General features: G+C 71.0%; 8 protein-coding genes and 2 tRNA genes. 2 read left to right on the top strand and 8 right to left on the bottom strand.

Annotated elements, in window-relative coordinates; all coding sequences use genetic code 11:
• Positions 1–45: 45 nt before the first annotated feature.
• Positions 46–786 carry a rhomboid family intramembrane serine protease gene (locus tag VIG76_RS02110; RefSeq protein ID WP_331950535.1) on the bottom strand — a complete coding sequence of 247 codons (741 nt, stop codon included), beginning with the start codon at positions 784–786 and terminating at the stop codon, positions 46–48.
• Positions 783–1,322 (bottom strand): peptidylprolyl isomerase, encoded by a 540-nt coding sequence (locus VIG76_RS02105; RefSeq protein WP_331950533.1) that lies wholly within the window; start codon positions 1,320–1,322, stop codon positions 783–785. The genes VIG76_RS02110 and VIG76_RS02105 overlap by 4 nt, the downstream gene beginning before the upstream one ends.
• 114 nt (positions 1,323–1,436) lie before the next feature.
• Between VIG76_RS02105 and VIG76_RS02100 the strand changes: the two genes are divergently transcribed.
• Together VIG76_RS02100 and VIG76_RS02095 are read left to right on the top strand one after the other, a co-directional pair.
• The gene (locus tag VIG76_RS02100; protein ID WP_331950531.1) at positions 1,437–2,075 is read left to right on the top strand and encodes a hypothetical protein; all 639 of its coding nucleotides are present in this window, start codon (positions 1,437–1,439) and stop codon (positions 2,073–2,075) included.
• A 129-nt stretch (positions 2,076–2,204) separates the two neighbouring features.
• Complete coding sequence (locus VIG76_RS02095) at positions 2,205–5,603, top strand: bifunctional proline dehydrogenase/L-glutamate gamma-semialdehyde dehydrogenase (RefSeq protein ID WP_331950529.1); 3,399 nt, start codon at positions 2,205–2,207, stop codon at positions 5,601–5,603.
• Positions 5,604–5,649: 46 nt separating this feature from the next.
• On the opposite strand, the gene VIG76_RS02090 is transcribed toward VIG76_RS02095, so the two are convergent.
• The 6 genes from VIG76_RS02090 to gyrB all read right to left on the bottom strand — a co-directional run bounded on the left by VIG76_RS02090 (position 5,650) and on the right by gyrB (position 12,299).
• Positions 5,650–6,567 (bottom strand): fibronectin type III domain-containing protein, encoded by a 918-nt coding sequence (locus tag VIG76_RS02090; protein ID WP_331950527.1) that lies wholly within the window; start codon positions 6,565–6,567, stop codon positions 5,650–5,652.
• Positions 6,568–6,851: 284 nt separating this feature from the next.
• Positions 6,852–6,924 (bottom strand) — tRNA-Ala (locus VIG76_RS02085).
• A gap of 121 nt (positions 6,925–7,045) precedes the next feature.
• Positions 7,046–7,119 (bottom strand) — tRNA-Ile (locus VIG76_RS02080).
• Positions 7,120–7,175: 56 nt separating this feature from the next.
• Complete coding sequence (locus tag VIG76_RS02075; RefSeq protein ID WP_331950525.1) at positions 7,176–7,631, bottom strand: DUF3566 domain-containing protein; 456 nt, start codon at positions 7,629–7,631, stop codon at positions 7,176–7,178.
• Positions 7,576–10,086, bottom strand: a complete 2,511-nt coding sequence (gene gyrA, locus VIG76_RS02070) for a DNA gyrase subunit A (RefSeq protein ID WP_331950523.1) — start codon at positions 10,084–10,086, stop codon at positions 7,576–7,578. The genes VIG76_RS02075 and gyrA overlap by 56 nt, the downstream gene beginning before the upstream one ends.
• A gap of 95 nt (positions 10,087–10,181) precedes the next feature.
• Complete coding sequence (gyrB, locus tag VIG76_RS02065) at positions 10,182–12,299, bottom strand: DNA topoisomerase (ATP-hydrolyzing) subunit B (protein ID WP_331950521.1); 2,118 nt, start codon at positions 12,297–12,299, stop codon at positions 10,182–10,184.
• Positions 12,300–12,404 lie beyond the last annotated feature (105 nt).

Here is a 12,404-nt window from a genome sequence, read left to right as displayed (position 1 = left end):
GCACACCTGTGGATAACTTCGTGGACGGGCTGGGGATGCGGACCCTCAGACGGAGAGGACCTGCACCGCCGCGGGCAGCAGTGCGAGCACCACGAGCCCCGCGCCGATGCCCGCACCGATCAGCAGGGCCCGGTTCCGGCGCCGCGGCCCGCGGTTGGCCGAGAAGGCCCATCCGGTGAACGCGCCGACGATCAGGCCGCCGACGTGCGCCTGCCAGGCGATGCCGGCGAGGAAGAACGCGAGCGCGAAGTTGATGAGGATCAGCACGTAGAGGTACCGGGTGTCGATGCCCAGGCGGCGCTGGATGACCGCGGTCGCCCCGAGGATGCCGAACACCGCCCCGGAGGCGCCGTAGACCCCGGTGGCCGGGCTCATGACGCCGAACAGGCTCGCGTAGAGCACAGCGACGGAGCCGCCGAGGCCGGACAGGACGTAGAGCGCGACCATGCGACCCGCGCCGATCAGGTTCTCGAGCGGCCGGCCGAACAGGTAGAGCGCGTACATGTTGAAGCCGATGTGCGTCAGCCCGACCACGCCGTACCCCACGCCGATCGGGGCGTGCAGCAGGACCGACGTGAGCATCCGCCACGGCTCGAACGGGGCGCCGGACGCCGGCAGCGAGTAGACCGCGGCGTAGGTGAACGCACCGAGGACGCGCTCCACCGCGAGCAGCTCGACGATGTAGCAGACGATCGTGATCGCGACGATCCACCCTGTCGCGGTGTGCGGCCGGTACTTCGCGGATCGGCGCCATGCGCGCCGGGCGTCGGCGCGCACCCCGCTCATGCGTCCTCGACCGTGACGCTCGTGAGCACCTGCGGGGTCAGCGGCTTGTCGCCGCGGTCGGTGGGGACCGAGCCGAGCGTGTCGACGACGGCGCGGCTCTCGTCGTCCGCCACCTCGCCGAAGATCGTGTGGGCGCCCTGGAGCCAGGTGGTCGGAGCCGTGGTGATGAAGAACTGCGAGCCGTTCGTGCCCCGGCCGCCGCGCTTGCCGGCGTTGGCCATGGCGAGCACGTACGGCTTGGTGAAGTCGAGCTCGGGGTTGATCTCGTCGTCGAACTCGTAGCCGGGGCCGCCGGTGCCGGTGCCGATCGGGTCGCCGCCCTGGATCATGAAGTTGGGGATGATCCGGTGGAAGACGATGTCCTTGTACAGCGGTCCGCTCTGCTCCTGGCCGGTGCGCGGGTCGGTCCACGCCTGGGTGCCGGTGGCGAGCCCGATGAAGTTGCGGACGGTCTTCGGCGCGTGCAGGCCGAAGAGGTTGACCCGGATGTCGCCCTGTGTGGTGTGGAGCGTCGCTACTGCGGTGGCGTTCGTCATGGCGCCAAGTCTCCCATCCGGAACATTCAGGTGCCGCGCAGCGCCGACGATGCCAGGATGGTCCTACCGATCGCCACGCCGTGCCCGCGGCCCGACGAGGAACCAGGAGATGTCATGGTCTCGCGCGAGAAGCAACTGAAGCGCCTGAAGAAGGACGCCCAGCAGCTGTGGTACGACCAGCAGGAGCTGCTGAACCGGGCGAACGACGTCGCCCGCGTCGCATGGCCGTATGCGGCCGCCTACGCCAAGGACCGCGTCGGCCCCACCGCCACCACCCTCTACGAGGAGCGCGTCCGGCCCGTCGTCGGGAGGAGCGCGGTCGCAGGCGCAGCGGCGAGCAAGGTCGCGGCGGGTGCTGCCAAGGAGGTCGTGGTCGGCACGGTGGTGCCGGCGCTCACGAGCGCCGCAGCCGCAGCCCTCACGCTGGCCGACGAGGCGACCGACCGGCTCGGCCACGCCGGCGACACCGCGAAGACGGCCGCCACCTTCCTCAGCGGCGCCACGAAGCTGAGCCAGAAGGCCGAGGCGAAGAACGCCGCCAAGGTCGCTGCCGCGGCTGCCGCGGCCAAGGCCGCCGCCAGGTCGAACAGGTCCGGCGGTCTCGGCGTCGGCGGCACGATCGGCGTGCTGCTCGGCATCACGGCGCTCGTCGGCATCGCCTACGCGATCTGGCAGACGCTCCGTGCCGACGACGACCTCTGGGTCGCCGACGACGAGCCGGAGACGAACACCCCCACGACGCCGGCGGCCTGACGCCGTCTCGAGCAGCGCCCGCGCCACGGATCGCCGTGCGCGGGCGCTGCTCGTCTCATCCGTTGCGCCATCCGGGATGAACGTGCAGGGTGTTCGGCGTCCGCGGTGCGCCTACCGCACAATGGATGCATGACGACCATCTCGGGATCCCGCGCCGCATCCGACGTCCCCGAGGCGGAGCAGGACCTCGCCGCCCGCACGACGGCGCTCGTGCGCACCTGGCTCGCGGCCGCGGCCGCGGAGAAGCCCGACGCGTCCGCCGCCCGGCTCGCCGGGGTGCTCCGCGACCCCAAGGGGCTCGCGTTCACCGTCGGGTTCGTCGACGGGGTGGTGCGGCCGGAGGACCTCCGCGCGGCGGCCAAGCGGCTCGCCGCGATCGCCCCCGACGTCCCGGGATTCCTGCCGCTGCCGCTCAAGCTGGCGGTGCGCCTCGGCGGCCTCTTCGCCCCCGTGCTCCCCGGCATCGTCGTGCCCGCCGCCCGCACCGCGCTCCGCGGCATGGTCTCGCATCTCATCATCGACGCGACGCCGAAGCGCCTCGGACCGGCGATCTCCCGCATCCGCGACCGGGGCGTGCGCCTCAACCTGAACCTCCTCGGGGAGGCCGTGCTCGGCTCATCGGAGGCGGACCGGCGCCTCGCCGGCACCCGCGCCCTCGTGCAGCGGCCCGACGTCGACTACGTGTCGATCAAGGTCTCCGCCGCGGTCACCCCGCACAGCCCGTGGGCGTTCGACGCCGCGGTCGCCGACATCGTGGAGCGCCTCCGCCCGCTCTACCGCGAGGCGCAGAAGAAGCACACCTTCATCAACCTCGACATGGAGGAGTACAAGGACCTCGACCTCACGATCGCGGTCTTCCAGCAGCTGCTCGACGAGCCCGAGTTCCTCGGCTACTCCGCCGGCATCGTGCTGCAGGCGTACCTGCCCGACGCCCTCGGCGCGATGATCGGGCTGCAGGAGTGGTCTGCCGCCCGCCGAGCGCGGGGCGGCGCCCCGATCAAGGTGCGGCTCGTGAAGGGCGCGAACCTGCCCATGGAGCGGGTGGAGGCGTCGCTGCACGACTGGCCGCTCGCCACCTGGCACACGAAGGCCGAGACCGACGCCAACTACAAGCGGGTCCTCGACTACGCCCTGACGCCGGAGCGGGTCGATGCGGTGAGGCTCGGCGTCGCCGGCCACAACCTCTTCGACGTCGCCCACGGCTGGCTGCTCGCCGGCGACCGCGGGGTGCGGGACGGCATCGACTTCGAGATGCTGCTCGGGATGGCCACGGGCCAGGCGGAGGCCGTGCGGCGGGACGTGGGCGGCCTGCTCGTCTACACGCCGGTCGTGCACCCACGGGAGTTCGACGTCGCGATCGCCTACCTCATCCGCCGGCTCGAGGAAGGGGCCAGCGACGAGAACTTCATGTCGTCGGTGTTCGACCTCGCCACCCGCGAGGACCTCTTCGAGCGGGAGCGGCAGCGCTTCCTCACCTCGCTCACCCTGCTCGACGACGAGGTGCCCCCGCCGCATCGCGTGCCGCGCGACGCCGTTCGGCCGCACGCCGCCGGGGAGCCCTTCGGCAACGCGGTCGACACGGATCCCTCCGTCGCCGAGCACCGTGCCTGGGCGAAGGGGATCCACGGGCGCGCGAAGGACTCTCGGCTCGGCGTCGCGACGCTCGAGGCGCACACCGTCAGCGAGGCGGATGCGCTGGACGCCCTGCTCGAGTCGGCCATGGGCGCCGGCGCGGCCTGGGGCGGCGTGCCCGCCGCCGAGCGCGCCGCGGTGCTGCAGCGCGCCGGTGACGAGCTCGAACGCCGCCGGGGCGAGCTCGTCGAGGTGATGATGAGCGAGGCCGGCAAGACCGTCGACCAGGCGGACCCCGAGGTCAGTGAGGCGATCGACTTCGCCCGCTGGTACGCCGCCCACGCGCTCGAGCTCGAGGCCGTGGACGGCGCCCGGTTCACGCCGGCGCACCTGACCGTCGTCGCACCCCCGTGGAACTTCCCGGTCGCCATCCCCGCCGGCGGCGTGCTCGCGGCCCTGGCGGCCGGCAGCGCGGTCGTGCTGAAGCCCGCAGGGCCCGCCAGCCGGTGCGGCGCGGTGCTCGCGGAGGCGCTCTGGGCGGCGGGCGTGCCCGAGGACGTGCTCACCTTCGTGCAGGTGGACGAGGGCAGCCTCGGCGCGACCCTCATCGCGGACCCGCGGATCGACCGGGTCATCCTCACCGGGGCGTGGGAGACGGCGCAGCTGTTCCGGTCCTTCCGGCCCGACCTGCCGCTGCTCGCCGAGACCAGCGGCAAGAACGCGATGGTCATCACCCCCTCCGCCGACCTCGACCTGGCCGTGAAGGACCTCGTGCAGAGCGCCTTCGGCCACGCGGGGCAGAAGTGCAGCGCGGCGAGCCTCGCGATCCTCGTCGGACCGGTCGCGAAGTCGAAGCGGTTCCTCGGCCAGCTCGTCGACGCGGTGGGCTCGCTCAGCGTCGGGCAGCCGTGGGAGCCGACGACGCAGATGGGCCCGGTCATCGAGCCCGCCACCGGCAAGCTCCTGGAGGGCCTCACGACCCTCGGCGATGGCGAGCGCTGGCTGCTGCAGCCCGAGAAGCTCGACAGCGAGGGGCGGCTCTGGTCCCCGGGCATCCGCACGGGTGTGCGGCCCGGCTCCGCCTTCCACCGGACCGAGTACTTCGGCCCGGTGCTCGGCCTCATGACCGCCGCCACCCTCGAGGAGGCGATCGAGCTGCAGAACGCCGTGGCATTCGGGCTGACCGCCGGGCTGCAGTCGCTGGAGCCCGCGGAGATCGCCACCTGGCTCGACGCCGTCCAGGCCGGCAACTGCTACGTGAACCGCGGTACCACGGGCGCCATCGTCGGCCGCCAGCCGTTCGGCGGCTGGAAGCGCTCCTCGGTGGGCGCCGGCACGAAGGCGGGGGGCCCGAACTACCTCATCGGGCTCGGCTCGTGGTCGCCTGAGGGCACTGCGACCGCGCCGGAGGTCACGCTCGCCGGGCCGGTGAAGCGCATCGTCACGGCGGCCGACCACCCGTTCGTCACCGCGGGCGCCCGCTCGGACGAGCAGGCGTGGCGGGAGGAGTTCGGCATCGCGCGGGAGCTGCAGGGGCTGTACGCCGAGCGCGACCTCCTCCGCTACCGGCCGGTGCCCGTCACCGTGCGCGTCGAGGTGGACGCGGCAGAGCGCGACGTGCTCCGCGTGCTCGCCGCCGGCGCCCGGTCCGGGGCGACGCTCACGGTCTCGACCGCGACGCCGCTTCCGGCCGCCGTGCAGGCGCTGCTCGACAGCCTCCACGTGCCGACCACGGTCGAGGAAACGCCCCGGCTCAGCGGCCGGGTCCGGCTCGTCGGCGGCAGCGCATCGGCGCTGCTGGTCGCCGCGGGCGGCGATCCGGACCTCGCGGTCTGGGGCGACCCGGTGACCACCGCCGGCCGGCTCGAGCTGCTGCCGTTCCTGCATGAGCAGTCGATCAGCATCACGGCGCACCGATTCGGCACCCCGAACCACCTCACCGACACGATCATCTGACCCCGCCGCGACCCGGGAACTCCGTCGTTCGCGCAGCCGGAGGGCGTCAGGAGCGCCGAGGGCGCCGCAGGAGCAGGCCGATCGCGAGTCCGCCGAGCAGCACCGCGGCGCCTGCCAGCGCCGCGGCGGCCATCGGCGACGAGACGAGGGTGCGCTGCGCGGCCGGCTGGGCGATGGCGGGATCCGCGGCAGCAGTCGCGGTGGACCGAGCGGCGGACGCGACAGGGACCGGGGCCACGGGCACCGGCGCCCCCGAAGCGGAGGCCGTCCACACCTCGGCGGAGACGTCGACGGCAGCGCTGCGGCTCGTCCCGCTCACGACGGTGATGGTCGCGGAGTAGAGCCGGCCGGAGGTCAGCGCGGTGAACGTCACCGGGCTCGCCGCGACCAGCCGCGACCGTGATCCGGAGCCGGCCTGGACGAGCTCGACCAGGAACCGGCTGCCGGGCGCGAGGTCCGACGGTGGGCGCCAGGCGACCTCCAACCCAGTGGCGGTCGCCCGCATGGCGGCTCCGGTCACCGGCGCGATCGCGGCCGGCATCGTGAACGTGGTCAGGACGGGCGATGCATCGCCCGCGGCGTTGTGCGCGATGACCGAGATGCGGATGACGGCGCCCGGACGGATGCCCGGGAACGACGCCGTGGTCGCGGTGGTGTCGACCCGCTTGGTCGTGCCGCCGGCGGTCGCTTCGACCGTGAACCCGGTGTCACCGGCGCCGGTGCGCCAGGACACGACCAGGGATCCGCTCTCGGCCGCCGCCGTGAGCGCGGTCACGGGTGCCGCAGGCGTGGTCGAGGGGGTGGGTGTCGGCAGGATGGGCAGCGGGAGCCCCGAGGACGTCGCGGTGGGAGTCGGCGACGGGGTGGGCGTCGTCTCATCCGCCGACGCGGGTCCGGCGAAGACCCCGAGGGCGAGCGTCCCCGCGAGCAGGCACGCGGACGCGAACCAGACGCGTCGGGACATGCGTTCACCTTCGCGATCGGCAGCGGGCGGACTCTCGAGCATGACGACCCGGTCCTGGGAAGGCAACCCGAGGAGGCGCATCCGCATCGCCGCCTGGCCTTCGCGAGGTGCCCAGCACTTCGCGTGTCCGGTGGAAACAAGGGGACTCGATCCCACGGCGCTTCCCACGACATCGCTTCGCGGCGCCGCGGGACCCTCGCGCCGCGGGGCCCACCCTCGAAGCAGCTTCTCGATCCGTCGTCGTCACGGTGGAACGGCCGCCCTGGAGGGCGGCCGTTCCGCTGTGGAGACAAGGGGACTCGAACCCCTGACCCCCTGCTTGCAAAGCAGGTGCTCTACCAACTGAGCTATGCCCCCGGAAGAGGCGTTCACGTCCGATGGTAGGCCGTCACAAGACAGAAGGCCCGGCCCGCTGAGGGCCGAGCCTGACTGCAGGGGACGTCTTCGATCCGTGTACGGATCGAAGACCATCGACGCGTGGGGCTACCAGGACTTGAACCTGGGACCTCTTCGTTATCAGCGAAGCGCTCTAACCGCCTGAGCTATAGCCCCGAGTGCGACCGCGGCCGCGCGGCCCTCGCGGGCCGGGAATCGAATCTACCAGTGACTCACTGGTTGGTGAAACCGACGAGGATGCCGCCGGAGACGCGCACGCTCAGGTTGTAGAGCAGGCACGCGATCGCTCCGAGGACCGTGCCGACCACCACGTTCAGCGCGGCGATGACGAGCGTGAAGCCCATCACCTGCGCGAACGAGACCACGCTGTTGATGGAGAAGTTCTTCTGCCCGGACACGTCGCCGGCGAGCTTGCTGATCTGGTCGAAGACGCCGGTCGAGGCGAGCACCGTCCAGATGAGGACGACCGCCACGAAGATCACGACCCCGATCGCCGCGGAGATCAGGAAGGAGAACTTCACCGCCGACCAGAAGTCGATGTAGACCAGCTTGAGCCGGACCTGCTTCGGCTGGGACGGCCGGGTCGACTTGAGCGACAGCTTCTCGCCGACGCTACTCGCCGACGAGGTCGTGCCCGATGGGCGACTTGACGTCTTGACCGAGGTCATCAGGTTCGCGCGCCTCCATGGTCGAATCGCTGTTCCGGGCAATGGCGATGATTCTGTCATCCTCAGCGAAGCGCGCAAACACCACGCCCATCGTGTCGCGGCCCTTCGCGGGAACTTCGGAGACAGCCGAGCGGACCACCTTACCGCTCTCGAGCACGACGAGCACCTCGTCGGTCTCATCCACGATCAGCGATCCGGCGAGGTCGCCGCGCGCCTCCTGGAGCTTCGCGACCTTGATCCCGAGGCCGCCGCGCTGCTGCAGGCGGTACTGGTCCACCGCCGTGCGCTTCGCGTAGCCACCCTCCGTGACGACGAAGACGAAGCCCTCGTCGGTCACCACGCGGGCGGAGAGCAGCTGGTCGTCGCCGCGGAAGTGCATCCCGATGACTCCGGCCGTGCTGCGGCCCATGGGGCGCAGCGCCTCGTCGTCGGCGCGGAACCGCACCGACATGCCCTTCCGCGACACGAGCAGCACGTCCGATGCCTCGCCGACGAGCAGCGCCTGGATCAGCTCGTCGCCCTGGCGGAGGTTGATCGCGATGATGCCGCCCGTGCGGTTGGTGTCGTACTCCGCGAGCGCCGTCTTCTTCACGAGGCCGCCGCGCGTGGCGAGCACGAGGTACGGGGCGACGGTGTAGTCGCGGATGTCGAGGATCTGCGCGACGCGCTCGTCCGGCTGCAGCGCGAGCAGGTTCGCGATGTGCTGGCCCTTCGCGTCCCGGCCCGAGTCCTGCACCTCGTAGGTCTTCACCCGGTACACACGGCCGGCGTTCGTGAAGACGAGCAGCCAGTGGTGCGTCGAGGTGACGAAGAGGTGCTCGACCACGTCGTCCGCACGCAGCTGCGCGCCGCGCACGCCACGGCCGCCGCGGCGCTGCGACCGGTACTGGTCGCTGCGCGTGCGCTTGATGTAGCCGCCACGGGTGACGGTGACGACGACCTCCTCGTCGGGGATGAGGTCCTCGATCGTCATGTCCCCGTCGAAGCCGTACGCGATCTCGGTGCGGCGCTCGTCGCCGAACCGGTCGGTGATCGCCTTCAGCTCCTCCGAGATGATCTCCCGCTGGCGCAGCGGCGAGGCGAGGATGGCCTGGTACTCGGCGATGAGCCGCTCGAGCTCGGCGGCCTGGTCCATGATCCGCTGCCGCTCGAGGGCGGCGAGGCGGCGCAGCTGAAGGCTCAGGATCGCGGTCGCCTGCACCTGGTCCACGTCGAGCAGCGCCATCAGGCCGTCACGCGCCTCGTCGGCCGTCGGCGACCGGCGGATGAGCGCGATCACCTCGTCGAGCATGTCGAGCGCCTTGAGGTAGCCGCGCAGGATGTGGGCGTCGGCCTCCGCCTTCTGCAGCCGGAACCGGGTGCGCCGCACGATGACCTCGACCTGGTGGTCGACCCACGCGCTGATGAACCCGTCGAGGGCGAGGGTGCGGGGCACCCCGTCGACCAGGGCGAGCATGTTCGCGCCGAAGTTGTCCTGCAGCGGCGTGTGCTTGTAGAGGTTGTTCAGCACCACCTTGGGGATCGCGTCGCGCTTCAGCACGATCACGAGCCGCTGGCCCGTGCGCCCGGAGGTCTCGTCGCGGATGTCGGCGATGCCGGCGATCCGGCCGTCGTTCACGAGCTCCGCGATCTTGATCGCGAGGTTGTCGGGGTTCACCTGGTAGGGCAGCTCGGTGACGACGAGGCAGGTGCGGCCGTGGATCTCCTCCACGTTGACCACGGACCGCATCGTGATCGAGCCGCGTCCCGTGCGGTAGGCGTCGTGGATGCCCTTGGTGCCGAGGATCTGCGCGCCGGTCGGGAAGTCCGGGCCCTTGATCCGCTCCATGAGCGCTTCGAGCAGCTCCTCACGGGTCGCATCCGGGTGCTCGAGCGCCCACTGCGCCCCGGCCGCGACCTCCCGCAGGTTGTGCGGCGGGATGTTCGTGGCCATGCCGACCGCGATACCGGCGGAGCCGTTGACGAGCAGGTTCGGGAACCGGCTCGGCAGCACGACGGGCTCCTGGGTGCGGCCGTCGTAGTTGTCCTGGAAGTCGACCGTGTCCTCTTCGATGTCCCGGACCATCTCGAGGGCGAGCGGGGCCATCTTGGTCTCGGTGTACCGCGGGGCGGCGGCCGGGTCGTTGCCCGGGGAGCCGAAGTTGCCCTGCCCGAGCGCGAGGGGGTAGCGCAGGCTCCAGTCCTGCACGAGCCGCACGAGGGTGTCGTAGATGGCCGTGTCGCCATGCGGATGGAACTGCGCCATCACGTCCCCGACGACGCGGGCGCACTTGCTGAACGCGCGGTCGGGCCGGTAGCCGCCGTCGTACATGGCGTAGATCACCCGGCGGTGCACCGGCTTCAGGCCGTCGCGCACCTCGGGCAGCGCCCGCTGCACGATGACGCTCATCGCGTAGTCGAGGTACGACCGCTGCATCTCGAGCTGCAGGTCGACCTGTTCGATGCGGTCAGCCATGTGGTGTCACTCCGTCATCTGGGCCGGTCCGGGGACGCGCCTCGTGAGCGCGCCCCGACCGGCGAGGTGGAAGGGGTCGAGTACCGACGTCGGTACTAGATGTCCAGGAAGCGGACGTCCTTCGCGTTCTTCTGGATGAAGCTGCGGCGCGACTCGACGTCCTCGCCCATCAGCGTGGTGAAGGTCTCGTCCGCCGCGGCCGCGTCCTCGAGGGTCACCTGGAGCAGCGTGCGCGTCTCCGGGTTCATCGTGGTCTCCCACAGCTCCTGGTAGTCCATCTCGCCGAGGCCCTTGTACCGCTGAATCCCGTTCTCCTTGGGGATCCGCTTGCCCTGGGCCGCGCCGTCCGCGAGCAGCGCGTCCCGCTCCCGGTCGGAGTAGACGTACTCGTGGGCCGAGTTGCTCCACTTGAGGCGGTAGAGCGGCGGCTGCGCGAGGTACACGTAGCCGAGCTCGATCAGCGGCCGCATGAAGCGGAACACGAGCGTGAGCAGCAGCGTCGTGATGTGCTGGCCGTCGACGTCGGCATCCGCCATCAGGACGATCTTGTGGTACCGCGCCTTCTCGGCCACGAAGTCGTCGCCGATGCCGCAGCCGAAGGCCGTGATCATCGCCTGGATCTCCTGGTTGGCGAGCGCGCGGTCGAGCCGTGCCTTCTCGACGTTCAGGATCTTGCCGCGGAGGGCGAGGATCGCCTGGTTCTCCGGGTTGCGGCCGCGCACCGCCGAACCGCCGGCGGAGTCGCCCTCGACGAGGAAGATCTCGGCCTGCGACGCGTCGCGCGTCTGACAGTCCTTCAGCTTGCCCGGCATCGACGCGCTCTCGAGCACGCCCTTGCGCCGGGTCGCGTCCCGCGCCTTGCGGGCGGCCAGGCGGGCCGTCGCCGCCTGCTGCGCCTTGCGGACGATGTCCTTGGCCTGGAGCGGATGGCTGTCGAACCAGTCCGCGAGCTGGCTGCCGACCACGCGCTGCACGAAGGTCTTCGCCTCGGTGTTGCCGAGCTTCGTCTTCGTCTGGCCCTCGAACTGCGGCTCGCCGAGCTTGATGGACACCACAGCGGTGAGCCCCTCGCGCACGTCGTCGCCGGAGAGGTTGTCGTCCTTGTCCTTCAGCAGCCCCTTCTCGCGGGCGTACTTGTTCATCAGCACGGTCAACGCGGCGCGGAAGCCCTCCTCGTGGGTGCCGCCCTCGTGCGTGTTGATCGTGTTCGCGTAGGTGTGGACGCTCTCGCTGTAGGACGTCGTCCACTGCATCGCGACCTCGAGCGAGATCCGCTTCTCCACGTCCTCGGACTCGAAGGAGATGACCTCGGGGTTCACGAGGTCGGTCTTCTTCGTGGAGTTGAGGTACTCGACGTAGTCGACGAGGCCCCGCTCGTAGCGGAAGACCACGGACCGGTCGATCTTGTTGCTGTCGACCTCGCCCTCGACCGGCTCCGTCGTCCGCTCGTCCGCGAGGCGGATCGTGAGCCCCTTGTTGAGGAACGCGTACTGCTGGAAGCGGGTGCGGAGCGTCTCGTAGTCGAACTCGACGGTCTCGAAGATCTCGGCGTTCGGCCAGAAGGTGATCGTCGTGCCGGTGCCCTCGGCCGCTGGGCCCTGCTCGAGCGGTGCGAGCGGCACCCCGTTCTCGTACCACTGGGTCCACACGTGGCCCTGCCGCTTCACCTCGACGAAGAGGCGGCTCGAGAGCGCGTTGACCACGGAGCTGCCCACGCCGTGCAGGCCGCCGGACACCGCGTATCCGCCGCCGCCGAACTTGCCGCCGGCATGCAGCACGGTGAGCACGACCTCGACGGTCGAGCGGCCCTCGACCGGGTGGATGTCCACGGGGATGCCGCGTCCGTTGTCCTCGACCCGCACCCCGCCGTCGGCGAGGATGCGCACGTCGATCGTGTCGCACCAGCCGGCGAGTGCCTCGTCGACCGCGTTGTCCACGATCTCGTAGACGAGATGGTGCAGGCCGCGCGGGCCGGTGGAACCGATGTACATGCCCGGGCGCTTGCGCACCGCCTCGAGGCCTTCGAGCACCTGGATGGAGCCGGCGCCGTAGTCCTCGTCACGGCGGGTGGGCGGGGTCAGCCCCGCGACCGGTCCCTCGGGAGCGAGTGGTTCCCCGATCGGGGCGCCCTCGACGGGTGCACCGTCCTGGCGGGTGTCTTCGAGGTCCTCGAGGCCGTCTCCGCCGAGCCCGGCGCGTCCGTCATCCGTCATCGAATCCGTACTCCGATCGTAGGGTCCCAGCCTACCGCCTCACCGTCTGCTGAAGGACCCGATTCGCCCGTCTGACGGCTCGGAATTCCGCCGGTGATCGAATCA

Origin of the sequence: Amnibacterium sp., from assembly GCF_036559085.1 — a bacterium.
Lineage (GTDB): Bacteria > Actinomycetota > Actinomycetes > Actinomycetales > Microbacteriaceae > Amnibacterium.
The sequence above is the reverse complement of the archived record's forward strand: the minus strand, read 5'-3'. Positions and strand labels throughout refer to the sequence as shown.

Excerpts from the sequence above, each read along its gene's own strand:
- VIG76_RS02110 (WP_331950535.1), bottom strand. The coding sequence starts at position 786 with ATGAGCGGGGTGCGCGCCGACGCCCGGCGCGCATGGCGCCGATCCGCG.
- VIG76_RS02105 (WP_331950533.1), bottom strand. The coding sequence starts at position 1,322 with ATGACGAACGCCACCGCAGTAGCGACGCTCCACACCACACAGGGCGAC.
- VIG76_RS02100 (WP_331950531.1), top strand. The coding sequence starts at position 1,437 with ATGGTCTCGCGCGAGAAGCAACTGAAGCGCCTGAAGAAGGACGCCCAG.
- VIG76_RS02095 (WP_331950529.1), top strand. The coding sequence starts at position 2,205 with ATGACGACCATCTCGGGATCCCGCGCCGCATCCGACGTCCCCGAGGCG.
- VIG76_RS02090 (WP_331950527.1), bottom strand. The coding sequence starts at position 6,567 with ATGTCCCGACGCGTCTGGTTCGCGTCCGCGTGCCTGCTCGCGGGGACG.
- VIG76_RS02075 (WP_331950525.1), bottom strand. The coding sequence starts at position 7,631 with ATGACCTCGGTCAAGACGTCAAGTCGCCCATCGGGCACGACCTCGTCG.
- gyrA (WP_331950523.1), bottom strand. The coding sequence starts at position 10,086 with ATGGCTGACCGCATCGAACAGGTCGACCTGCAGCTCGAGATGCAGCGG.
- gyrB (WP_331950521.1), bottom strand. The coding sequence starts at position 12,299 with ATGACGGATGACGGACGCGCCGGGCTCGGCGGAGACGGCCTCGAGGAC.